The sequence below is a fragment of the Streptomyces sp. NPDC003393 genome (genome assembly GCF_053589015.1).
The window spans coordinates 104222-126821 of sequence record NZ_JBSFRB010000009.1 but is presented as its reverse complement, the minus strand read 5'-3'; the positions used below and the strand labels follow the sequence as shown (position 1 = coordinate 126821).

The 22600-nt window shown below is 72.6% G+C and carries 18 protein-coding genes and 1 tRNA gene; 16 read left to right on the top strand and 3 right to left on the bottom strand.

Annotated elements, in window-relative coordinates; translation table 11 throughout:
* Nucleotides 1-44: 44 nt before the first annotated feature.
* The 3 genes from ACWDUZ_RS12480 (at nt 45) to ACWDUZ_RS12470 (ending at nt 4963) form a co-directional block, all read left to right on the top strand.
* On the top strand, nt 45-2477 hold the full coding sequence (locus ACWDUZ_RS12480) for a HelD family protein (RefSeq protein ID WP_451631777.1): 2433 nt from the start codon (nt 45-47) through the stop codon (nt 2475-2477).
* 383 nt (nt 2478-2860) lie between these two features.
* Nucleotides 2861-4303 carry a malic enzyme-like NAD(P)-binding protein gene (locus ACWDUZ_RS12475; RefSeq protein WP_451631776.1) on the top strand — a complete coding sequence of 481 codons (1443 nt, stop codon included), beginning with the start codon at nt 2861-2863 and terminating at the stop codon, nt 4301-4303.
* A gap of 378 nt (nt 4304-4681) precedes the next feature.
* Complete coding sequence (locus ACWDUZ_RS12470) at nt 4682-4963, top strand: HU family DNA-binding protein (RefSeq protein WP_003990598.1); 282 nt, start codon at nt 4682-4684, stop codon at nt 4961-4963.
* A gap of 283 nt (nt 4964-5246) precedes the next feature.
* On the opposite strand, the gene murA is transcribed toward ACWDUZ_RS12470, so the two are convergent.
* Nucleotides 5247-6587 (bottom strand): UDP-N-acetylglucosamine 1-carboxyvinyltransferase, encoded by a 1341-nt coding sequence (murA, locus tag ACWDUZ_RS12465; RefSeq protein ID WP_451631775.1) that lies wholly within the window; start codon nt 6585-6587, stop codon nt 5247-5249.
* Between the two features lie 286 nt (nt 6588-6873).
* Between murA and ACWDUZ_RS12460 the strand changes: the two genes are divergently transcribed.
* From ACWDUZ_RS12460 to ACWDUZ_RS12430, 7 genes are all read left to right on the top strand, one after another.
* Complete coding sequence (locus ACWDUZ_RS12460) at nt 6874-7446, top strand: YqgE/AlgH family protein (protein WP_451631774.1); 573 nt, start codon at nt 6874-6876, stop codon at nt 7444-7446.
* 28 nt (nt 7447-7474) lie between these two features.
* Nucleotides 7475-7765, top strand: coding sequence for a DUF3039 domain-containing protein (locus ACWDUZ_RS12455; RefSeq protein WP_451631773.1), 291 nt, complete (start codon nt 7475-7477; stop codon nt 7763-7765).
* A gap of 73 nt (nt 7766-7838) precedes the next feature.
* Complete coding sequence (locus tag ACWDUZ_RS12450; protein ID WP_451631772.1) at nt 7839-9686, top strand: beta-N-acetylhexosaminidase; 1848 nt, start codon at nt 7839-7841, stop codon at nt 9684-9686.
* A 265-nt stretch (nt 9687-9951) separates the two neighbouring features.
* Nucleotides 9952-10845 carry an FAD binding domain-containing protein gene (locus tag ACWDUZ_RS12445; RefSeq protein WP_451631771.1) on the top strand — a complete coding sequence of 298 codons (894 nt, stop codon included), beginning with the start codon at nt 9952-9954 and terminating at the stop codon, nt 10843-10845.
* A complete protein-coding gene (locus ACWDUZ_RS12440; protein ID WP_451631770.1) occupies nt 10842-12542 on the top strand; it encodes a 2Fe-2S iron-sulfur cluster-binding protein in 1701 nt (566 codons plus the stop codon). The genes ACWDUZ_RS12445 and ACWDUZ_RS12440 overlap by 4 nt, the downstream gene beginning before the upstream one ends.
* The gene (locus ACWDUZ_RS12435) at nt 12539-14845 is read left to right on the top strand and encodes a xanthine dehydrogenase family protein molybdopterin-binding subunit (RefSeq protein ID WP_451631769.1); all 2307 of its coding nucleotides are present in this window, start codon (nt 12539-12541) and stop codon (nt 14843-14845) included. The genes ACWDUZ_RS12440 and ACWDUZ_RS12435 overlap by 4 nt, the downstream gene beginning before the upstream one ends.
* 110 nt (nt 14846-14955) lie before the next feature.
* Nucleotides 14956-15465, top strand: a complete 510-nt coding sequence (locus ACWDUZ_RS12430) for an SUKH-4 family immunity protein (protein ID WP_451631768.1) — start codon at nt 14956-14958, stop codon at nt 15463-15465.
* A gap of 167 nt (nt 15466-15632) precedes the next feature.
* Here ACWDUZ_RS12430 and ACWDUZ_RS12425 read toward each other — a convergent pair.
* Nucleotides 15633-15704, bottom strand: a tRNA-Cys gene (locus tag ACWDUZ_RS12425).
* Nucleotides 15705-15935: 231 nt separating this feature from the next.
* Between ACWDUZ_RS12425 and ACWDUZ_RS12420 the strand changes: the two genes are divergently transcribed.
* From ACWDUZ_RS12420 to ACWDUZ_RS12395, 6 genes are all read left to right on the top strand, one after another.
* Nucleotides 15936-17444 (top strand): MFS transporter, encoded by a 1509-nt coding sequence (locus ACWDUZ_RS12420; RefSeq protein WP_451631767.1) that lies wholly within the window; start codon nt 15936-15938, stop codon nt 17442-17444.
* 40 nt (nt 17445-17484) lie between these two features.
* Entirely contained in the window at nt 17485-17685 is a 201-nt protein-coding gene (locus ACWDUZ_RS12415; RefSeq protein ID WP_159767990.1) for a ribbon-helix-helix protein, CopG family, read from the top strand.
* Nucleotides 17682-18071 carry a type II toxin-antitoxin system death-on-curing family toxin gene (locus ACWDUZ_RS12410; protein WP_451631766.1) on the top strand — a complete coding sequence of 130 codons (390 nt, stop codon included), beginning with the start codon at nt 17682-17684 and terminating at the stop codon, nt 18069-18071. The genes ACWDUZ_RS12415 and ACWDUZ_RS12410 overlap by 4 nt, the downstream gene beginning before the upstream one ends.
* Before the next feature lie 180 nt (nt 18072-18251).
* The gene (locus ACWDUZ_RS12405; RefSeq protein WP_451631765.1) at nt 18252-20042 is read left to right on the top strand and encodes a DEAD/DEAH box helicase; all 1791 of its coding nucleotides are present in this window, start codon (nt 18252-18254) and stop codon (nt 20040-20042) included.
* Between the two features lie 295 nt (nt 20043-20337).
* The gene (locus ACWDUZ_RS12400) at nt 20338-20979 is read left to right on the top strand and encodes an IclR family transcriptional regulator (RefSeq protein WP_451631764.1); all 642 of its coding nucleotides are present in this window, start codon (nt 20338-20340) and stop codon (nt 20977-20979) included.
* A gap of 210 nt (nt 20980-21189) precedes the next feature.
* Nucleotides 21190-21984 (top strand): S16 family serine protease, encoded by a 795-nt coding sequence (locus ACWDUZ_RS12395; RefSeq protein ID WP_451631763.1) that lies wholly within the window; start codon nt 21190-21192, stop codon nt 21982-21984.
* Nucleotides 21985-22117: 133 nt separating this feature from the next.
* Here the strand turns inward: ACWDUZ_RS12395 and ACWDUZ_RS12390 are convergent, their stop codons facing one another.
* Nucleotides 22118-22600 (bottom strand): Lrp/AsnC family transcriptional regulator, encoded by a 483-nt coding sequence (locus tag ACWDUZ_RS12390; protein ID WP_451631762.1) that lies wholly within the window; start codon nt 22598-22600, stop codon nt 22118-22120.

The window sequence follows — 22600 nt, the reverse complement described above, 5'->3', positions numbered from 1 at the left end:
TCGCGTACGGTTGACGGCTGCCCAGCACGTCAGAAGGGGGCCCGGTGGCCGCTCAGGCTCAACAGGATTCCGCGGTCGAGTCGGTTCACGGCGCAGGCCACGGCGCGGCGCAGGACGCCGCGCACGACTCCGTGCGCGACCAGGAGATCCACGGCGAACAGCAACACCTGGACCGGGTGTACCGCCGGCTCGAGGAGAAGATCCACGAGGCGGAGTTCCTCATGCACGACGCGGCCAAGCGCGGCCAGGTCGGCACTCCCGGCGCGCTCGCCGAGCGGGACGCGCAGGTCTTCCGCGCGGGCATCCACCTCAACCGGCTGAACAACGAGTTCGAGGACTTCCTCTTCGGCCGTATCGACCTGCTGCTCGGCAAGGACGGCAAGAAGGGGCCCGACGGCGCGTACACCGCCGTGGAGCCCGCCGAGGGCGCGGTGCGCGAGGACAACACCGCCGACATCGCCGAGACCCTGCACATCGGCCGGATCGGCGTCCTCGACGAGGACTACTCCCCGCTCGTCATCGACTGGCGGGCGCCGGCCGCCGCCCCCTTCTACCGCTCCACGCCGGTGGACCCCGGCCGGGTCGTCCGCCGCCGGGTGATCCGCTCCAAGGGCCGGCGCGTGCTCGGCGTCGAGGACGACCTGATGCGGCCCGAGCTGACGGCCTTCCTGGACGGCCGGGAACTGCCCGTCATCGGCGACGGCGCGCTGATGGCCGCGCTCGGCCGTGCCCGCACGCACACCATGCGGGACATCGTCGCCTCCATCCAGGCCGAGCAGGACCTGGTCATCCGCGCGCCCGCCGCCTCGGTGACGTACGTCGAGGGCGGCCCGGGCACGGGCAAGACGGCGGTCGCCCTGCACCGCGCGGCCTACCTGCTCTACCAGGACCGGCGCCGGTACGCGGGCGGCATCCTGATCGTCTCGCCGACCCCGCTGCTCGTGGCGTACACCGAGGGCGTGCTGCCCTCCCTCGGCGAGGAGGGACAGGTCGCCATCCGCGCGATCGGCTCGCTCGTCGAGGGCGCCGAGGCCACGCTGTACGACTCGCCGTCCGTGGCGCGGGTCAAGGGCTCGTACCGGATGCTGAGGGTGCTGCGGAAGGCGGCGCGGGGCGCGCTGGAGCTGGGCCCCCGCGCGGGCGCGGCCGGTCCGCCGGCCGCCGCCCCTGGGCAGCAGCTCGCCCTCGGCGACGACACGGAAGGCGACGGCGTCCCGCAGGCCCCCGCCGGGCCGCCGACCCGGCTACGGGTGGTCGCCTTCGGGCGCCGGCTGGAGCTGGAGGGCGCGGAGCTGGACCGCGTCCGGCGCACCGCGCTCGGCGGCACCGCGCCGGTCAATCTGCTGCGCCCACGTGCCCGCAAACTGCTGCTGGACGCCCTGTGGGAGCGGTCGGGCGCCGGTGCCCGGCACACCGACCCCGAACTGGCCGCCGAGCTTCGCTCCTCCTTCGACGAGGACGTGACGAGCGAGGACTCCTTCACCGCCTTCCTCGACGCCTGGTGGCCCGAGCTCACCCCGCGCGCGGTGCTCGCCGCCATGGCCGACGAGCGGCGGCTGGGCCGCTGGGCGCGCCGGGTCCTCAACCCGGGCGAGGTGCGCAGGGTCGCCCGTTCGCTGCGGCGGGACGGCCACTCCGTGCACGACATCGCGCTGCTCGACGAGCTCCATTCGATCCTGGGCACCCCGGCCCGCCCGCGCAAGAAGCGCGAGCTGCACCCGCTGGACCAGCTCACGGGGCTGGAGGAGCTCATGCCGGTGCGCGAGGAGTCGCAGCGCGAGCGGGCCGAGCGCCTCGCGCAGGAGCGCACCGAGTACGCGCACGTCATCGTGGACGAGGCGCAGGACCTCACGCCGATGCAGTGGCGGATGATCGGCCGCCGCGGCCGGCACGCCACCTGGACGGTCGTGGGCGATCCGGCCCAGTCCTCCTGGTCCGACCCGGACGAGGCGGCCGAGGCCCGTGACGAGGCCCTGGGCACCCGCCCGCGCCGCCGCTTCGAGCTCACGGTGAACTACCGCAACCCGGCCGAGGTCGCCGAGCTGGCCGCGAAGGTGCTCGCCCTGGCCATGCCCGGCTCCCGGGCCCCGTCGGCGGTGCGCTCCACGGGCGTGCGGCCGCGTTTCGCGGTGGTGGGGGGCTCGCCGGCGGGCACCGTGCGGGCGGAGGCCGAGCGGCTGCTGGACCAGGTGGACGGCACGGTCGGCGTGGTCGTCGCGATGAACCGGCGCGAGGAGGCCCGGCGCTGGCTGGACGGCCTCGGGGACCGGGTGGTGGCCCTGGGCAGCCTGGAGGCGAAGGGCCTGGAGTACGACGCGACGCTGGTCGTCTCGCCCGCGGAGATCGCCGACGAGTCGCCCGCCGGTCTGCGGGTGCTCTACGTCGCCCTGACCCGGGCCACCCAGCAGCTGACGGTGGTCTCGGCGGAACGGGACGAGCCGGACGCGGCCGGGGTGCCGGACCTGCTCAGGGACTGAACGGCGATCCCCCTCGGGTCGGATTCCACCGAGAGCGGACGCCACGGGAATGGCCCTGCGCCATCTGTTTGTTAGCCTTGACCGTGACACCGGCTCGATCCAAGCCCCCGGGCCCAACCTTCGTCCCTTCGAGGGACCACTTGCCGCGAGGCGAGCATGGCGGGTCGGTGTCATGAACGTGTGGGAGGCCCACGTCACCGAGTGACGTGGGCCTCTTTCTTTGCCCGATCGATTCTCGTATGGTGGAAGTTGTTTTCCGAATTCGCGCGCCACCGCTGTGAACAAAACGTCCGCAACCCGGGGCGACTACCACGTACTCAGGGGTAGGTGCGACGATCGGACAGCTACAGCTAGCGACACGGTGAAAGCAGAGGAAGTCGGCCATGGCAACGGCGCCCAGCGTCTCCTACTCGATGACCATCCGGCTGGAGGTGCCCGCGAGCGGAACCGCCGTCTCGCAGCTCACCACCGTCGTGGAGTCCTCCGGAGGCTCGGTCACCGGCCTCGACGTCACCGCGTCCGGCCACGAGAAGCTCCGTATCGACGTCACCATCGCGGCCACCTCCACCGCGCACGCCGACGAGATCGTCGGGAAGCTGCGCGGCATCGAGGGCGTCAGGCTCGGCAAGGTCTCCGACCGTACGTTCCTCATGCACCTCGGCGGCAAGATCGAGATGGCGTCCAAGCATCCCATCCGCAACCGTGACGACCTGTCCATGGTCTACACGCCGGGTGTGGCCCGGGTCTGCATGGCGATCGCCGAGAATCCCGAGGACGCCCGCCGCCTGACCATCAAGCGCAACTCCGTCGCGGTCGTCACCGACGGCTCCGCCGTGCTCGGCCTGGGCAACATCGGCCCCAAGGCCGCCCTGCCGGTCATGGAGGGCAAGGCGGCCCTGTTCAAGCGGTTCGCCGGCATCGACGCCTGGCCGATCTGCCTGGACACCCAGGACACCGACGCGATCGTCGAGATCGTCAAGGCGATCGCCCCCGGGTTCGCCGGCATCAACCTGGAGGACATCTCCGCGCCCCGCTGCTTCGAGATCGAGGCCCGGCTGCGCGAGGCCCTGGACATCCCCGTCTTCCACGACGACCAGCACGGCACCGCGATCGTCGTGCTCGCCGCCCTCACGAACGCGCTGCGTGTGGTGGACAAGCCGATCGAGAACGTCCGGGTCGTGATGTCCGGCGCCGGAGCCGCCGGCACGGCCATCCTCAAGCTGCTGCTCGCGGCGGGAGTGAAGAACGCCGTCGTCGCCGACATCCACGGCGTGGTGCACGCCGGCCGGCACGATCTGGTCGACGCCGCCCCCGAGTCGGCGCTGCGCTGGATCGCCGACAACACCAACCCCGAGAACCTCACCGGCACCCTGAAGGAGGCCGTGCGCGGCGCCGACGTCTTCATCGGCGTCTCGGCCCCGAACGTGCTCGACGGCGAGGACGTCTCCGCCATGGCCGACGGCGCGATCGTGTTCGCGCTCGCGAACCCCGACCCCGAGGTCGACCCGGCAATCGCCCGTCAGACGGCCGCAGTTGTGGCCACCGGCCGCTCCGACTTCCCCAACCAGATCAACAACGTGCTGGTCTTCCCGGGCGTCTTCCGCGGCCTGCTGGACGCCCAGTCCCGCACCGTCAACACCGAGATGATGCTGGCCGCCGCGCAGGCCCTGGCCGACGTGGTCACCGAGGACGAGCTGAACCCGAACTACATCATCCCGTCCGTCTTCAACGACAAGGTCGCGGGCGCCGTCGCCGGAGCGGTGCGCGAGGCCGCCCGGACGGCCGGGGCGGCACCGGTGAGCAGCAGCCCCACCAGTGTCGTCTGAGCATCACTTGACAAACAGGTCATACTGACTGAAAAGGGGCGTTCGGGGGCCGCGGCTCCCGGACGTGACGATGGCCACGGTGGGCCTACGAACGGCGCGTCGCCGAAGGCGTTGTCAGTGGCGCGCCTTATCGTGGTCCGCCAGGCGCAGGCCCTCTTTTCGTGTGACTCCCAAGGGTGTTCTCACGACTCCTACGGGTGCCGGATTGGCTTTCCCGCCGCAGGTGGGGGCAGGATGCCTCCCTGGGCGCGAGGGTCTGACGAGGGACCCGGGTCCGGGGACCCATCGAGGACCCTGGCAGCATCGGCTTCGCTGGCCCATCATGCGGCTCCGCCGCGTGGCACGCCTCAACGGCAAGAAGAACACGGGAGTAACAACATGAACCGCAGTGAGCTGGTGGCCGCGCTGGCCGACCGCGCCGAGGTGACCCGCAAGGACGCCGACGCCGTGCTGGCCGCGTTCGCCGACGTCGTCGGCGACATCGTCTCCAAGGGGGACGAGAAGGTCACCATCCCTGGCTTCCTCACCTTCGAGCGCACCCACCGTGCCGCTCGCACCGCCCGCAACCCGCAGACCGGCGAGCCGATCCAGATCCCGGCCGGCTACAGCGTCAAGGTCTCCGCGGGCAGCAAGCTCAAGGAAGCCGCCAAGGGCAAGTGACCTTGCCGTCGCCACGCCTCGGGACGGCGTACGCGGCCCGGTAGGTCCGGCACCGACGTCAATGGGGCGGCCCCCCTTCACGGGGGGCCGCCCCATCGTCGTACGTGCCTGTTGTGGGCGCGCGACCGCGACCGTCGGTGACCGCTACCCGAGCGCCTGGCCCGGCAGCTCCACCTTCGCGCCCAGCTCGACCAGCTTCTCCATGCTGTGCTTGCCCGGGGGCAACCCCCGGACCCCCGGCCGGAAGGTGCTTGGCCGGCCGGAGTGGTGCGGCCTGGGGCGGTCAGCCCAGCGCCTGGCCCGGCAGCTCCACCTTCGCGCCCAGCTCGACCAGCTTCTCCATGAAGTTCTCGTAGCCGCGGTTGATCAGGTCGATGCCGTGGACGCGGGAGGTGCCCTGGGCCGCCAGGGCGGCGATCAGGTAGGAGAAGCCGCCGCGCAGGTCCGGGATGACCAGGTCGGCGCCCTGGAGCCGGGTCGGACCGGAGACGACGGCCGAGTGCAGGAAGTTGCGCTGGCCGAAGCGGCAGTCGGAGCCGCCCAGGCACTCGCGGTAGAGCTGGATGTGCGCGCCCATCTGGTTCAGCGCGGAGGTGAAGCCCAGACGGGACTCGTACACCGTCTCGTGGATGATCGACAGGCCGGTCGCCTGGGTGAGGGCGACCACCAGCGGCTGCTGCCAGTCGGTCTGGAAGCCGGGGTGCACGTCCGTCTCCAGCGCGATGGACTTCAACTGCCCGCCGGGGTGCCAGAAGCGGATGCCCTCGTCGTCGATCTCGAAGGCCCCGCCGACCTTCCGGTAGGTGTTCAGGAAGGTCATCATGGAGCGCTGCTGGGCGCCGCGGACATAGATGTTGCCCTCGGTCGCCAGCGCCGCCGACGCCCAGGAGGCGGCCTCCAGGCGGTCGGAGATGGCGCGGTGGGTGTAACCGCCGAGTTTGTCCACACCGGTGATGCGGATCGCGCGGTCGGTGTCCATCGCGATGATCGCGCCCATCTTCTGCAGAACGCAGATCAGGTCCTCGATCTCCGGCTCGACGGCCGCGTTGGACAACTCCGTGACGCCCTCGGCGAGTACGGCCGTCAGCAGCACCTGCTCGGTCGCGCCGACGGACGGGTACGGCAGCCGGATCTTCGTGCCGCGCAGCCCCTTGGGCGCCTCCAGGTACTGCCCGTCGGCCCGCTTCTCGATCACCGCGCCGAACTGCCGCAGCACGTCGAAGTGGAAGTCGATGGGACGGCCGCCGATGTCGCAGCCGCCGAGGCCGGGGATGAACGCGTGGCCCAGACGGTGCAGCAGCGGGCCGCAGAACAGGATCGGGATCCGGCTGGAACCCGCGTGGGCATCGATGTCAGCGACGTTCGCGCTCTCCACCCGGGTCGGGTCGAGCACCAGCTCGCCCGGCTCCTCACCCGGACGGACCGTCACCCCGTGCAGTTGCAGCAGACCGCGCACGACCCGCACGTCGCGGATGTCCGGAACGTTGCGCAGCCGACTCGGCTCACTGCCCAGCAGAGCGGCGACCATGGCCTTGGGCACGAGGTTCTTCGCACCGCGGACACGGATCTCGCCCTCCAGCGGGGTACCGCCATGGACAAGCAGGACATCGTCGTTGACGCTCATGTATCTCGCGTTCCGATGAGGTGGGCAGGGGGGTGGCCGGGCGCGGCCGATCACTTCGGTCAGGGCCGGGGAGGACAGAGTAATCGCCGTACACCCCCTTGAAGTAAGCCCGAGGACCGCCCAGTCACGTCATGGCTGTGTCACAACACGAACCGTCGCAGACCGGGTACAAAGGGTCACCGCCCGGCCGTGCGCCCTCGGCGCTCCCATGCCCCCGTGAGCTGCTCTCACTCCCGTAGCCGGATTGGCTCCCCACACTCGGGCAAGATGCGGGATCATGTCTGGCATGACCGAGGTGTCCTCGCTCACAGGGCGGCTGCTCGTGGCGACGCCGGCCCTGGCGGACCCGAACTTCGACCGTGCGGTGGTGCTCCTTCTCGACCACGACGAGGAGGGCTCCCTCGGTGTCGTCCTCAACCGTCCCACGCCCGTGGACGTCGGCGACATCCTGGCGGGCTGGGCGGACCTCACCGGGGAGCCCGGCGTCGTCTTCCAGGGCGGCCCCGTGTCGCTGGACTCCGCGCTCGGTGTCGCCGTCATCCCCGGCGGCGCCTCCGGCGAGGGCACTCCGCTGGGCTGGCGCCGGGTGCACGGCGCCATCGGGCTCGTCGACCTGGAGGCCCCGCCGGAGCTGCTGGCCTCCGTCCTCGGATCGCTGCGCATCTTCGCCGGGTACGCCGGCTGGGGGCCCGGCCAGCTGGAGGACGAACTGGTGGAAGGCGCGTGGTACGTCGTCGAGTCGGAGCCCGGTGACGTGTCCTCGCCGTCCCCCGAGCGGCTCTGGCGCGAGGTGCTGCGCCGGCAGCGCAACGAGCTGGCGATGGTCGCCACATATCCGGACGACCCATCGCTCAACTGAACGCCGGACCCTTCAGTACCCTTGCCGTATGAGCACTCTCGAGCCCGAGCGCGGGACTGGTACGGGAACCCTCGTAGAGCCGACGCCGCAGGTGTCCCACGGCGACGGCGACCACGAGCGCTTCGCCCACTACGTCCAGAAGGACAAGATCATGGCGAGCGCCCTGGACGGGACGCCCGTCGTGGCGCTGTGCGGCAAGGTCTGGGTGCCTGGCCGCGACCCGAAGAAGTACCCCGTGTGCCCCATGTGCAAGGAGATCTACGAGTCCATGGGCAGCGGAGGCGACGACAAGGGTGGCAAGGGCGGCGGCGGAAAGTAGCCGCTGGGAGTGGTTCAGACCTTTTGGTCCAGACCTCTTGTGAGGGCCCCGCGGTGGTCCCTAGGCTCCGTCCGTGGCGCGGGACGAGATCGAGAACGATGTGATTCCGGCGACGGCTCGGGCCGTCGCCGGTCCCCTGGGCGGCGCGTTCCTGTTCGACCAGGACACGACCCTGCGGGCCGCACCCGGCACGGGTACCGCCGAGCGCTGGCTGAGGGCCACGCTCGGCGCGGCCCTCGGGCTGCCGCTGCCGGCCGCCGGGTTGGACGGGCCGCCGTCCGCGGTGCCGGCCGACTCGCCCTCCGCGCCGTCCGCCGGTCAGGCGCACGCGGCGAACTCGGTGCGGCTGCGTCTGGACGACACGCTGGAGTCCGAGGCCTACCGGCTCTCCGTGACCGACGACGGTGTGGAGATCCGAGGCGGCGGACCGGGCGGGGTCTTCTGGGGCGCGCAGACCCTGCGCCAGTTGCTCGGCCCGGACGCCTTCCGCCGCGCCCCCGTGCGGCCGGGCGCCGCCCACACGATCCCGGCCCAGGTCATCGAGGACGCACCGCGCTTCCGCTGGCGCGGGCTCATGCTGGACGTGGCCCGGCACTTCATGCCGAAGGACGGCGTCCTGCGCTACCTGGACCTGATGGCCGCGCACAAACTCAACGTCCTCCACCTCCACTTGACGGACGACCAGGGCTGGCGGGTGGAGATCAAGCGGTATCCGAAACTGACCGAAATCGGCTCCTGGCGGTCACGCACCAAGGTCGGTCACCGGGCCTCCCCGCTGTGGGAGGACAAACCGCACGGTGGCCACTACACCCAGGACGACATCCGCGAGATCGTCGCGTACGCCGCCGAGCGGCACATCAGCGTCGTCCCGGAGATGGACGTACCGGGACACTCGCAGGCCGCCATCGCCGCGTACCCGGAACTCGGCAACACCGACGTCGTCGACACCACCGCCCTCACCGTCTGGGACAACTGGGGGATCAACCCGAACGTACTCGCCCCCACCGACCACACCCTGCGCTTCTACGAAGGCGTCTTCGAGGAACTGCTCGACCTGTTCCCGGCCGACGCCACGGGCCCCGCGGGATTTTCGGAGTTCTTCCACATCGGCGGCGACGAGTGCCCCAAGGACCAGTGGCGCGCCTCTCCCACGGCACAGGCCCGCATCCGGGAACTCGGGCTGGCCGACGAGGACGAGTTGCAGGCCTGGTTCGTCGGCCACTTCGCCAAGTGGCTCGCCGCGCGCGGGCGTCGGCTCATCGGCTGGGACGAGATCCTCGAAGGCGGGAGCCGAGCCGAAGGGCGCGCCCCTGTCGAAAGCGACGAGGAGGAGGGAGCGCAGCGACCGCTCGACCAGGAGTGTCGACAGGGGCTTGAAGCGCCCGGAGGCGAGGCGACGACGATCGGCCTCGCGGACGGTGCCGCCGTGTCGTCCTGGCGCGGGTACGCGGGCGGGATCGCCGCCGCGCGGGCCGGCCACGACGTCGTCATGTGCCCCGAACAGCAGGTGTACTTGGACCACCGGCAGGACGCGGGCGCGGACGAGCCGGTGCCCATCGGCTACGTGCGGACCCTGGAGGACGTCTACCGGTTCGAGCCGGTGCCTCCCGGACTCGACGCGGACCACGCCCGGCATGTGCTGGGCACTCAGGCCAACGTGTGGACCGAGGTGATGGAGGACTCCGCGCGCGTGGACTACCAGACCTTCCCCAGGCTGGCCGCCTTCGCCGAGGTCGCCTGGAGCGCTCTGCCCGCACCCTCGCGACGCGACTTCGCCGACTTCGAACGCCGGATGACCACCCACTACCGGCGCCTGGACGCCCTGGGCGTCTCGTACCGCCCTCCCGCCGGCCCCCACCCCTGGCAACGCCGCCCCGGCGTGCTCGGCCGCCCGGTCGACGGCCCGCCACCGGTGAGGTGACCGGCGGCGCCCCGCCCCTGTCGCGCTTCTCGAACTGACTGCGGAAAAAATCCGCAAGAGTCAGCGAAGGGTGGGAATGCGCCCGCAGCGGTGATGGTGTGCCAAATCGGACGATGTCCCCGATGAGGTGGGCGAATGCCGCCTGGCGGACCCGTGTCCTCGCCCCCTGCGAAGATGTGCCAGAGTTGCCACGTCCGCCCTGTCAGGTCGTACCGTACGGCAACACGGGTGGGACCAGTGGGGCAGCGGGAAGGGGCAAGCCGGTTTGACCACGCACGCACCGCAGGCGGCGCAGGCCGTCACGCTGCCCACGACGCTGGACGAGGCCGTGGCGGCGCTCACCGCCATGCCCGCGGCCGTGCCCGTGGCCGGCGGCACCGACCTCATGGCCGCCGTCAACTCCGGGCAGCTCAGGCCCGCCGCGCTGGTCGGCCTCGGCCGCATCAGCGAGATCCGCGGCTGGCAGTACCAGGACGGCCACGCGCTGCTCGGCGCCGGCCTCACGCACGCGCGCATGGGGCGCCCCGACTTCGCGGCCCTGATCCCGGCGCTCGCCGCCGCCGCGCGCGCGGCCGGCCCCCCGCACATCCGCAACGCCGGCACTCTGGGCGGCAACATCGCCTCGGCCGCCCCCACCGGGGACGCGCTGCCGGTGCTGGCCGCCCTGGAGGCGACCCTGATCATCGCCGGCCAGGGCGGAGCCCGCCGGGAGATCCCGGTCTCGCACCTGCTCGCCGGGATGGAGATGCTCCGCGCGGGCGAGCTCATCGGCTACGTGCGCGTACCGCTGCTGCACGCCCCGCAGGTCTTCGTGAAGGCCACCGGCCGTACCGGCCCCGGCCGGGCCGTCGCGTCCGTGGCGCTGGTCCTGGACCCGGCCCGGCGCGGGGTGCGCTGCGCGGTGGGCGCCATAGCGCCGATGCCGCTCAGGCCCCTGGACGCCGAGCAGTGGGTGGGCCGGCTCATCGACTGGGACAACGACCGCGCGATCGCCCCCGAGGCGCTCACCGCCTTCGGCGAGTACGTCGCCGCGGCCTGCATCCCCGACCCGGTCCCGGGCCCGGACGGGTCCGTGCAGCAGCTTCCACCCGCCGTACTGCACCTGCGGCGCACCGTCGCCGCGCTGGCCCGACGAGCACTGGGGAGGGCGCTGTCGTGACCGACGACCAGCACGCGGAGGACACCTCCGGCAGCGGCGGCCGCTGGAACCCGCTGCCGCACGGCGACTACGACGACGGCGCCACCGCGTTCGTGAAGCTCCCCGAGGGCGGCATCGACGCCCTCCTGGCCGCCGACAGCCCGCTGGCCGCGCCCGGTCACGGCTACGTGCCGCCGCAGATAACGGTCACCCCCGCCTCGCCCACGGCCACCGACCCCTCGGCCACCGGCAGCTGGGCCGTACCCGCCGAAGGCGCCCGGTGGCCCGAGCCGAACGCGGCCCCGCAGGACGGCAACGGGGACGCGGGCGCGGACGACCGGTTCGCGTACCGCCCCGAGGCCACCCAGCAGTGGACCGTGCAGGACGACCCCGCCCAGGCGCACGGGCACGACGTCACGGGGCAGTGGTCGATCCCGGTCGCCGGCGGCGACCTTCCGGACGAATCGGGTGAGTTCACCACCTCGTCCCTGGTCCAGCAGTGGGGCGGCACCCCTCCGCCCACCCTCCCCGGCGGCGCACCCGCCCCCTGGGCGACGGAGGCGATCGGGCAGCCGTGGACGCGCCCGCCGCAGAACGCCGCCGACGGTGCGTACCCCGACGGTGCGTACGACGGCGAGCCCGCCGCCCACCCGTATCCGGCCGGGGCCGAGTCGGAGCCGGAGCCCGACGGCCGCGCCGCACAGGTCGCCGCCGCACCGGACGCCGAGGCCGGGCGGCCTGCGGCCGGACCTCCGGGGGCCGCCGGGGGCGACGAGTCCTCCGCGGGCGTCCGCGAGGGCGGCACCGCGCCCGTGGAGGCCGCCGAGGGCGCCGCTGAGCGCCCCGCCGCACCGACCCCGGCCGAGGGGCCCGCCGACCCGCGCCAGGCCGCCGAAGAGCCCGTCACGACCTCCGACCCCACGGCCCCGGATACCGACCCGGCCGACCCGGACGGCGCGCAGCAGGAGGCCGCCGCCCCGGACGGCCCGCCGCCCGCGCCGCCGCAGGACGAGCACCCGCTCGCCTCCTACGTGCTGCGGGTCAACGGCGTGGACCGGCCCGTCACCGACGCGTGGATCGGCGAGTCGCTGCTGTACGTGCTGCGCGAGCGGCTCGGTCTCGCGGGCGCCAAGGACGGCTGCTCGCAGGGCGAGTGCGGCGCCTGCAACGTGCAGGTGGACGGCCGCCTCGTCGCCTCGTGCCTGGTACCCGCGGTCACCGCGGCCGGCAGCGAGGTCCGCACGGTCGAGGGCCTGGCCGTCGACGGACAGCCGTCCGACGTACAGCGTGCGCTCGCGCGGTGCGGCGCGGTGCAGTGCGGCTTCTGCGTGCCCGGCATGGCGATGACCCTGCACGACCTGCTGGAGGGCAACCCGGCCCCCTCCGAACTGGAGACCCGCCAGGCCCTGTGCGGCAACCTGTGCCGCTGCTCGGGCTACAAGGGCGTCCTGCGGGCGGTCGAGGAGGTCGTCGCCGAGCGCGAGGCGCACGCCGCCGCGGAACACGCCGCCGCCGACGGCGGTGAGACGGACGCCGGCGAGCCGCGTATCCCGCACCAGGCGGGCCCCGGCGCCGGCGGCATCCACCCCTCGGCGTTCGGCGCACCGGCCCCGCGGGGGCACGAACCGCACGCGCACCAGGACCCGCACGGGCACCAGGACCCGCACCGACATCACGACCCGCACGACCCCTACGGCCAGGACGGAGGCCAGGCGTGACCGACGAAGCCGCCGCCGCTGCCGCCACGGAGACCGCTCCCGCGCCGGAGCCCCTGCCGCACGGGATCGGCTCCTCGCTGCCGCCCGCCGACGCCCGCGCCAAGACGGAGGGCACCTTCCCGTACGCGGCCGACCTGTGGGCCGAGGGCCTGCTGTGGGCGGCGGTCCTGCGCTCACCGCACGCGCACGCGCGCATCGTGTCCATCGACACCACCCACGCGCGCGAGATGCCCGGCGTGCGGGCCGTCGTCACCCACGAGGACGTCCCCGGCCGCTCCCTGTACGGGCGTGGCACGGCCGACCGCCCCGTCTTCGCCTCCGAGGTCGTACGCCACCACGGCGAGCCCATCGCCGCGGTCGCCGCCGACCACCCGGACACCGCGCGGATGGCCGCCGCCGCCGTCATCGTCGAGTACGAGGTACTCGACGCGGTGACCGACCCCGAACAGGCTTTCGAAGCCGAGCCGCTGCACCCCGACGGCAACCTGGTCCGGCACATCCCGCTGCGCCACGGCGACCCGGAGGCCGCCGGCGACATCGTCGTCGAGGGCCTGTACCGCATCGGCCGGCAGGACCCCGCCCCGATCGGCGCCGAGGCCGGCCTCGCCGTGCCCCGCCCGGACGGCGGTGTCGAGCTGTACCTGGGCTCCACCGACCCGCACGCCGACCGGGACGCGCTCGCCGCCTGCTACGGCCTGGAACCCGAGCGCGTGAAGATCGTCGTCACCGGCGTCCCCGGTGCCACCGCCGACCGCGAGGACCAGGGCTTCCAGCTCCCGCTGGGCCTGCTGGCGCTGAAGACCGGCTGCCCGGTGAAGCTGACGGCGAGCCGCGAGGAATCCTTCCTGGGCCACGCCCACCGCCACCCGACCCTGCTGCGCTACCGCCACCACGCCGACGCCGAGGGCAGACTCGTCAAGGTCGAGGCGCAGATCCTGCTGGACGCCGGCGCCTACGCCGACACCTCCGGCGACGCCCTGGCCGCCGCCGTCTCCTTCGCCTGCGGGCCGTACGTCGTCCCCCACGCCTTCATCGAGGGCTGGGCGGTGCGCACCAACAACCCGCCCTCGGGCCACGTCCGAGGCGAGGGCGCCATGCAGGTGTGCGCCGCCTACGAGGCGCAGATGGACAAGCTGGCCAGGAAGCTCGGCGTCGACCCGGCGGAGCTGCGGCTGCGCAACGTGATGGCCACCGGCGACGTCCTGCCCACCGGCCAGACGGTGACGTGCCCGGCCCCGGTCGCCGAACTGCTCCAGGCCGTACGGGACCACCCGCTGCCCCCGCTGCCCAAGGACACCCCCGAGGACGAGTGGCTGCTGCCCGGCGGCCCCGAGGGCGCGGGCGAGCCGGGCGCCGTGCGCCGCGGTGTGGGCTACGGCCTGGGCATGGTGCACATGCTCGGCGCGGAGGGCGCGGACGAGGTCTCCACGGCCACGGTGAGGGTCCAGAACGGCGTCGGTACGGTGCTGTGCGCGGCCGTCGAGAGCGGCCAGGGCTTCACGACGCTCGCCCGGCAGATCGTCCAGGAGACGCTGGGCATCGACGAGGTGCACGTGGCCTCCGTCGACACCGACCAGCCCCCGGCCGGCGCGGGCTGCCGGGGCCGCCACACGTGGGTGTCGGGCGGCGCGGTGGAGCGCGCGGCGAAGATGGTCCGCACCCAGCTCCTCCAGCCCCTCGCGCACAAGTTCGGCATGTCCACCGAGCTGCTCCAGATCACCGACGGCAAGATCACCTCGTACGACGGCGTGCTGTCGACCACGGTCACCGAGGCCATGGACGGCAAGGAGCTGTGGGCGACGGCCCAGTGCCGTCCGCACCCCACGGAGCCGCTGGACGAGGCCGGTCAGGGCGACGCCTTCGTGGGCCTGGCCTTCTGCGCGATCCGTGCGGTGGTGGACGTGGACATCGAGCTGGGCTCGGTCCGCGTGGTGGAACTGGCGGTGGCCCAGGACGTCGGCCGGGTCCTCAACCCGGCGCAGCTGGCCTCCCGCATCGAGGCCGGCGTCACCCAGGGCGTGGGCATCGCGCTCACGGAGAACCTGCGCACCCCGCGCGGCCTGGTCCGCCACCCCGACCTGACCGGGTACGCCCTGCCCACGGCCCTGGACGCGCCCGACATCCAGATCGTGAAACTGGTCGAGGAGCGGGACGTCGTGGCCCCCTTCGGCGCGAAGTCGGTCAGCGCGGTTCCGGTGGTCACCTCCCCGGCGGCCGTCGCCTCCGCGGTCCGGGCCGCCACCGGCCGCCCGGTCAACCGCCTGCCGATCCGCCCGCAGGCGGCGGTCGTCACCAGCCAGTGAGCCGCTGAACCCTGGCGTTTGAGCAGGTCGGGGCCGTTGTCAGTGGTGCGTCGTAGTGTTTCCGGCAGTCGGGCAGCCGCGACGACGGCTCCGGAGAACACGGGGGAACCATGAGCACGACTCGCACCGCCGCAACGGCCCGGGCCGAGGTGCCCGGGACGGTCGCCGGCCTGAACCCGGGCCTGACCCTGAGCCTGCCCGCCCGCCTCCTGGACGAGGAGTTCGGCCGGGGCCGCGTCGTCCGTTTCGAGGACGTCGACTTCCCCGCCACGCTCACGCACGAGCCGACCCGCCGCTTCCTGCGCGAGAGGGGCCTGCCCGAGGACGGCATCCTCTTCGAACTGGACACCGACATCCCCCTGCGCCCCCTCACCGAGTACCACGCCGACGAGCACCCGGACGACTGTCCGCCCGGTCAGCTCCCACCCCACGCCGACCGCTTGATACGCCTCGGCCACTTGGCCGAGGGCGACAGCCTGGTGATCGACGGAACCACGGGCGAGGTGTGGACCTGGAGCGCACCCGAGGCCGCGCTCCACCCGTTCGACGAGGACATCTCCACCCTCGCCTTCAGCCTCTGGCTGCTGCACCGCACGCTGGGCGGCCGTGGCGGGAAGTGAACCCGCGTAGCTCAGGACCGGGCTGAGCCGAAGGCCGTGCTGACAGAGGCGAACGTCCGCGACGGACGGTTGCACGACGCTCGCCACACGGCCGCCACGGTGTTGCTCATGCCCGGTGTCCCCCCAGAGGGGTGCCGCCCTGTCGTCTTGCCTGTTCGAGGCATCAGAGGCCGTGGCGGGAATCGAACCCGCGTACCTCGCTTTGCAGGCGAGTCCCTGGGCCACTCGGGCACACGGCCGTGTCGGGGAACCGCCGGGCGGTCCGTTCCGGACTCGGTGCGTCGACCGTAGGGCGTGGGGGAGAGGCGGCTCAAGGAAACGGCGGGTGCCGCAACACGACTGCCATAGGCCGTTCACAAAGCACGTTGCGAAGCAAGGGGGGACGAGTGGAGGTCGTACGACCAAGGTCCCGGGCCGGGAGCGACTCCCGACAGGGGCAAGAAGCGGCTGCGGACCTTACCCTGACGACCATGACCGCCCTGGAACCACGCGACACCGGCGTCGCGGACACCCCCGACCACCCCGGCAGATCCCGTCCGCAGGAGGTGCCGGCGCCCGCTCCCGTGGCGGCCGATGAGGCCACCGACACCGTGCTCGGCCGTGCCTACCGCTCGCTCAGCGTCGGGATCGTCTCCGTCGTGCTGCTGATCGCCTTCGAGGCGACCGCCGTGGGCACGGCGATGCCGGTCGCGGCCCGGGAGCTGCACGGGCTGCCGCTGTACGCGTTCGCGTTCTCGGGGTTCTTCACGACGAGTCTGTTCGGGATGGTGCTCGCCGGGCAGTGGTCGGACCGGCGCGGCCCGCTGGGGGCGCTGACCGCCGGGATCGGCGCGTTCGCGGCGGGGCTGCTGCTGGCCGGGACGGCCGCGACGATGTGGGTGTTCATCGCCGGACGTGCCGTGCAGGGATTCGGCGGCGGGCTGGTGATCGTCGCCCTGTACGTCGTCGTGGGCCGGGCCTACCCGGAGCGGCTGCGTCCGGCGATCATGGCGGCGTTCGCGGCGGCCTGGGTGGTCCCGTCGATCGTCGGCCCGCTCGCCTCGGGCGCGGTGACCGAGCACCTGGGCTGGCGCTGGGTGTTCATCGGCATCCCGGTGCTCGTGGTGTTCCCGCTGGCGATGGCGCTGCCGCAGATACGGCGGCGGGCGTCGGGCCCGGTGGAGGAGGGCACGGACGAGGAGCCCGGGCAGTCCTTCGACCTGCGGCGCACCCGGCTCGCCCTCGGTATCTCCTTCGGGGCCGGGCTGCTCCAGTACGCGGCGCAGGACCTGCGGTGGACATCGCTGATACCGGGAGCGGCGGGGGCCGCGCTGCTGCTGCCGGCCGTGCGCGGGCTGCTGCCCCGCGGCACCTGCCGGGCGGCGCGCGGGCTGCCGTCCGTGGTGCTGCTGCGCGGGGTCGCGGCGGGCTCCTTCATCGCCGCCGAGTCCTTCGTCCCGCTGATGCTCGTCACCCAGCGCGGGCTCTCCCCGACGCTGGCCGGCTTCTCGCTGGCGGCGGGCGGCGGGACCTGGGCGCTCGGCTCCTGGGTGCAGTCGCGGCCCCGCGTGGCACCGTACCGGGAGCGGCTGATGACCTTCGGGATGGTGCTGGTGGCGGCCGCCATCGCCACCGCGCCCAGCGTGCTGATCCACACCGTGCCGGTCTGGACGGTCGCCGTCGCCTGGGGGTTCGGCTGCTTCGGCATGGGCCTGGTCATCTCCTCCACCAGCGTGCTGCTGCTGCGGCTGTCCGCCCCGGAGGAGGCCGGTACCAACTCCGCGGCTCTGCAGATATCCGACGCCCTGTCCAACGTCCTGCTGCTCGCGGTGGGGGGTGCCGCGTTCGCCGCGCTGGGCGGCGGCACGGTGGCCCACACGACCGCGACGGCAACCGGCTCCGCCGCCCATCCGGCCGCCTTCGCGGCGGTGTTCCTGCCGATGGCGGGGGTGGCGTTGGTAGGGGTTTGGGTGGCTACGCGGGTGCGGGTTCACTCCTGAGTGGTACCACTCTGACCCCATGGGGTGGTACTGTTCTGGTATGGCTATGAACCTGCGTCTCCGCGACGACCAGACGGAAGCACTCAAGCTGCGCGCCGAGGAGGAGGGTGTCAGCATGCACGCCATAGTGCTGAGGGCCGTGGACGACTACCTGGCCAGGACGGCACACGAGGCCCTGGTTCGGAAGGCCGCCAAGGAGCAGACCGCCAAGTGGGCCGAACTGCTGGAGCGGCTCAAGTGACGCATATCTATCTCTCGGCCGAGGACGTCCTGGCCATTGCCGCGCACGCGGTGGATGACCAGGACGTCGTCGTACGTGACGCCGGCCTCCTGGAATCGGCCGTCCACCGCCCCTCCGCCTCGATGTCCGGGCAGGAGGCGTACACCGATCTGTTCGACAAGGCGGCAGCGCTCCTGCAGTCGCTGGCCATCAACCACCCGTTGGTCGACGGGAACAAACGCACCGCCTGGACATCCTGTGTCGTCTTCCTGGCCCTGAACAACGTGCAGTTGCGCCCAGACATCGACGCGGCCGAGCGCCTGGTCATCGCCGTGGCCACGGGCGCCCTGGAGGAGGTCAAGTTGATCGGCGAGGTGCTGAGGGAGCTCGCGGAGCCCGGCGTGTGACGTGAATCCCATCCCCGAGTGACGTCGTGCCGTCGGCGCGTTGGCACCGCCGGGCCGCCGGTAGGGTGGCCCGGTTGTCATCCGTAGCCGAGCCCCCAGCACAACGAACCGGAGACCGTGACTACCGCCCGCCCGTCGCCCGCCACCACCCTCAACGGAGGGCCCTCCGGGCCCACGCCTATGTCTGCCAGCTCGTCGCACTCGCATCACCTCTCGCCCGCCTTCCCCGGACGCGCCCCCTGGGGCACCGCCGGCAAGCTGCGTGCCTGGCAGCAGGGGGCGATGGAGAAGTACATCCAGGAGCAGCCGCGCGACTTCCTCGCGGTCGCCACCCCGGGCGCGGGCAAGACGACCTTCGCGCTGACGCTCGCGTCCTGGCTGCTGCACCACCACGTCGTGCAGCAGGTGACCGTGGTCGCGCCCACCGAGCACCTCAAGAAGCAGTGGGCCGAGGCTGCGGCGCGGATAGGTATCAAGCTGGATCCCGAGTACAGCGCGGGCCCGCTCGGCAAGGAGTACCACGGGGTCGCCGTGACGTACGCGGGCGTCGGCGTGCGCCCCATGCTGCACCGCAACCGCGTCGAGCAGCGCAAGACCCTCGTCATCCTCGACGAGATCCACCACGCCGGTGACTCCAAGTCCTGGGGCGAGGCCTGCCTGGAGGCGTTCGAGCCGGCGACCCGTCGCCTCGCCCTCACCGGCACCCCGTTCCGCTCGGACACCAACCCCATCCCGTTCGTGACGTACGAGGAGGGCCAGGACGGCATCCGGCGCTCGGCCGCCGACTACACCTACGGCTACGGCTCCGCGCTCTCCGACGGCGTCGTGCGGCCCGTCATCTTCCTCTCCTACAGCGGCAACATGCGCTGGCGCACCAAGGCCGGCGACGAGATCGAGGCCAGGCTCGGCGAGCCGATGACCAAGGACGCGGTCAGCCAGGCCTGGCGCACCGCGCTCGACCCGCGCGGCGAGTGGATGCCGGCCGTGCTGCGCGCCGCCGACCAGCGGCTGACCGAGGTCCGCAAGGCCGTCCCGGACGCCGGCGCCCTCGTCATCGCCTCCGACCAGGACTCCGCGCGCGCCTACGCCAAGCTGATCCGCGAGATCACGGGCAGCGGCGCGACGGTCGTCCTGTCCGACGACGCCGGCGCGTCGAAGAGGATCGACGAGTTCAGCGACGGCGACGACCGCTGGATGGTCGCGGTCCGCATGGTGTCCGAGGGCGTCGACGTGCCCCGCCTCGCGGTCGGCGTCTACGCCACCACGATCTCCACCCCGCTGTTCTTCGCCCAGGCCGTCGGTCGTTTCGTACGGTCCCGGCGGCGCGGCGAGACCGCCTCGGTCTTCCTGCCGACCATCCCCGACCTGCTCACCTTCGCCAACGAGATGGAGGTCGAGCGGGACCACGCCCTGGACAAACCGAAGAAGGAGGGCGAGGAGGACCCGTACGCCGAGTCCGAGAAGGAGATGGAGGAGGCGAACCGGGAGCAGGACGAGGACACCGGCGAGCAGGACATGCTGCCCTTCGAGGCACTGGAGTCCGACGCCGTCTTCGACCGGGTCCTCTACGACGGCGCCGAGTTCGGCATGCAGGCCCACCCGGGCAGCGAGGAGGAGCAGGACTACCTCGGCATCCCCGGCCTGCTGGAGCCCGAGCAGGTGCAGTTGCTGCTGCAGAAGCGGCAGGCCCGCCAGATCGCGCACAGCCGCAGAAAGCCGGACAGCGAGGCCGACCTGCTCGAACTGCCCGCCGACCGGCGCCCGGTGGTGACCCACAAGGAGCTGATGGAGCTGCGCCGGGAGCTCAACAACCTGGTCGGCGCCTACGTCCACCAGAGCGGCAAACCACACGGCGTCATCCACACCGAGCTGCGCCGGGTGTGCGGCGGCCCGCCGAGCGCCGAGGCGACGGCGGGACAGCTGCGCCAGCGCATCGCCAAGGTGCGGGAGTGGGCCACGCGCATGCGCTGAGGTCCCGCCGCGGCCCCGGAGCGCGCGCGTATCCGGACGAATGCAGGCAGGCCGGATCTGCTCTTGCCCGGATTCTGGACGGAGGCTTCCGCTCAGCGAACCGGCTTCGCTAATGTCCCGCTACGCACACGCCCCGTGGCAGCGCCGCCGCGGAGCGCAGCCGTGAAGCGACTACGTCCGGGACGGCCCGGACCGCCGGCCGATCGGCGGCCTCTGTTGCGCGTCACTGACGGGACTCGGTGACGTACCCGCCGCGATGAGCGCCGCCGACCTCACCACTTAAGGAGTGGGCGTCGTGACCGCGGAGACCTCTCAGACGCTCGACCGGGGACTGAAGGTCCTCAAGCTGCTGGCCGACACGGACCACGGGCTGACCGTCACCGAGCTGTCCCACAAGCTGGGGGTGAACCGCACGGTCGTCTACCGGCTCCTCGCCACCCTGGAACAGCACACGCTCGTCCGCCGTGACCTGGGCGGCCGGGCCAGGGTCGGGCTCGGGGTGCTGCGCCTGGGCCGCCAGGTGCACCCGCTGGTGCGGGAGGCGGCGCTGCCGGCGCTGCGGGCACTCGCCGAGGACATAGGGGCGACGGCGCATCTGACGCTGGTGGACGGGTCGGAGGCACTGGCGGTCGCCGTCGTCGAGCCCTCGTGGACGGACTACCACGTGGCCTACCGGGCCGGGTTCCGTCACTCCCTGGACCGGGGCGCCGCGGGCAAGGCGATACTCGAGGCCCGCCGCCAGCCGACGACCGACCCCGGCTACACCCTCACCCACGGCGAACTGGAGGCGGGCGCCTGCGGCGCGGCGGCCCCCCTGCTCGGCGTGACCGGCCTCGAGGGCAGCGTCGGCGTCGTCATGCTGGCCGAGTCCGTACCGGAGCGGGTGGGTCCGAGGGTGGTGGACGCGGCCCGCGAGGTCGCGGAGGCGTTGCGCTGAGGCCGCGGAGGTCGCGGGGCGTCGGGGGTTGAGGTCGCGGGGCGTTGAGGTGTCGGAGGCCGCGAGATGCCGCGTTGAGGCCGTCGGAGGCCGCGGGGGCGTTGCGCTGAGGCCGTCGCAGGCCGCCGGGGGATTGCGCCGAGTCACGGAAGCCGGGGCCGCGGGCGGCCGCCGGCCGACCGGACGTGGTCGTCGCGTTAGATTGATCCCGTGCTCTCTCGCCTCTCGCGCCCCAAGGCCCTCGCCGTCTGCGCGCTGCCCGTCGTGGCCCTGATCGCCACGGCGGTGGCGGCGCCGCTGCCGTTCTCGGTGGCGCAGCCCGGGTCGACGGCCAATGTGCTCGGCACGTTCAAGGGCAGCCAGGTGATCACGATCTCGGGTACACCGGTGCGGAACACGAGCGGGCAGCTGCGGATGACGACCATCGAGGCGACCGGCCCGGACACCCGCGTCACGCTGGGCGACGTGATCGACGGCTGGTTCGACACCAGCCGGGCGGTCATGCCGCGCGACGCGGTCTACCCGAGCGGCGACACCGTCCAGCAGATCGAGCGGCACAACGCCGAACAGATGAAGCAGTCGCAGGACGCGGCGACCCAGGCCGCCCTGAAGTACCTGGGCCTCAGCGGCGACAAGAACATCAAGGTCTCGCTGAAGCTGGCCGACGTCGGCGGCCCGAGCGCGGGCCTGCTGTTCTCGCTCGGCATCATCGACAAGATCCACGGCGACGGCACCGGCGGCGACCTCTCGGGCGGCCGTACGATCGCCGGCACGGGCACGATCACACCGGACGGCACCGTGGGCCCGGTCGGCGGCGTGTCCCTCAAGACGCAGGCCGCGCACCGGGACGGCGCCACGGTCTTCCTGGTCCCGAAGGCCGAGTGCACCGACGCCCGCGCGGAGTTGCCGAAGGGCCTGCGCCTGGTCCCGGTGACCACCCTCAAGGGCGCGGTCGGCGCCCTGACCGCCCTGCGGACGGGCAAGGGCTCCGTCCCCAGCTGCTAGAAGGCACGGGCTGCTAGAAGGCCGAGTGCCAGAAGGCACGAGCAACCAGAAGACGCGAGCGGCCAGAAGACGCGAGCGGCTAAAGACACAGCGGCCAGAAGCCACGAGCCGCCGGAAGGCACCCTGGAAACCCCTACCCGTTCCTCTCCCGGTCCTCCGCCGCCTGCTCCACCAGCGGGATGATCCGCAGGGGCACCGGGTTCTCCATCACGATCGCCGTGGCGGCGCGGACGATGCCCTCGATGGCGACCACGCGGTCGATCACGCGCTGCAGATCCGCGTTGGAGCGGGCCACCAGCCGGCACAGCATGTCGCCGGTGCCGGTGGTGGTGTGCAGCTCCAGGACCTCGGGCACCGTCGCCAGATGGGCCCGTACGTCCGCTCCCTGCCCCTGGCGGATCTGCAACGTGGCGAACGCCGTGACCGGATAGCCGAGGGCCGCCGGATCCACCTCGGGGCCGAAGCCGCGTATGACGCCGTTGGACTGGAGGCGGTCCAGACGGGCCTGCACCGTCCCCCGGGCGACCCCCAGGCGCCGGGACATCTCCAGGACGCCGATACGCGGCTCGCGCGCCAGCAGCGCGATGATGCGGCCGTCCAGACGATCGATCGCCAC

Bases quoted from the DNA above. Each gene is read 5' to 3' on its own strand.
- ACWDUZ_RS12475 (WP_451631776.1), top strand. From the start codon at position 2,861: ATGGCAACGGCGCCCAGCGTCTCCTACTCGATGACCATCCGGCTGGAG.
- murA (WP_451631775.1), bottom strand. From the start codon at position 6,587: ATGAGCGTCAACGACGATGTCCTGCTTGTCCATGGCGGTACCCCGCTG.
- ACWDUZ_RS12415 (WP_159767990.1), top strand. From the start codon at position 17,485: ATGGCTATGAACCTGCGTCTCCGCGACGACCAGACGGAAGCACTCAAG.
- ACWDUZ_RS12470 (WP_003990598.1), top strand. From the start codon at position 4,682: ATGAACCGCAGTGAGCTGGTGGCCGCGCTGGCCGACCGCGCCGAGGTG.
- ACWDUZ_RS12430 (WP_451631768.1), top strand. From the start codon at position 14,956: ATGAGCACGACTCGCACCGCCGCAACGGCCCGGGCCGAGGTGCCCGGG.
- ACWDUZ_RS12460 (WP_451631774.1), top strand. From the start codon at position 6,874: ATGACCGAGGTGTCCTCGCTCACAGGGCGGCTGCTCGTGGCGACGCCG.
- ACWDUZ_RS12455 (WP_451631773.1), top strand. From the start codon at position 7,475: ATGAGCACTCTCGAGCCCGAGCGCGGGACTGGTACGGGAACCCTCGTA.
- ACWDUZ_RS12405 (WP_451631765.1), top strand. From the start codon at position 18,252: ATGTCTGCCAGCTCGTCGCACTCGCATCACCTCTCGCCCGCCTTCCCC.
- ACWDUZ_RS12420 (WP_451631767.1), top strand. From the start codon at position 15,936: ATGACCGCCCTGGAACCACGCGACACCGGCGTCGCGGACACCCCCGAC.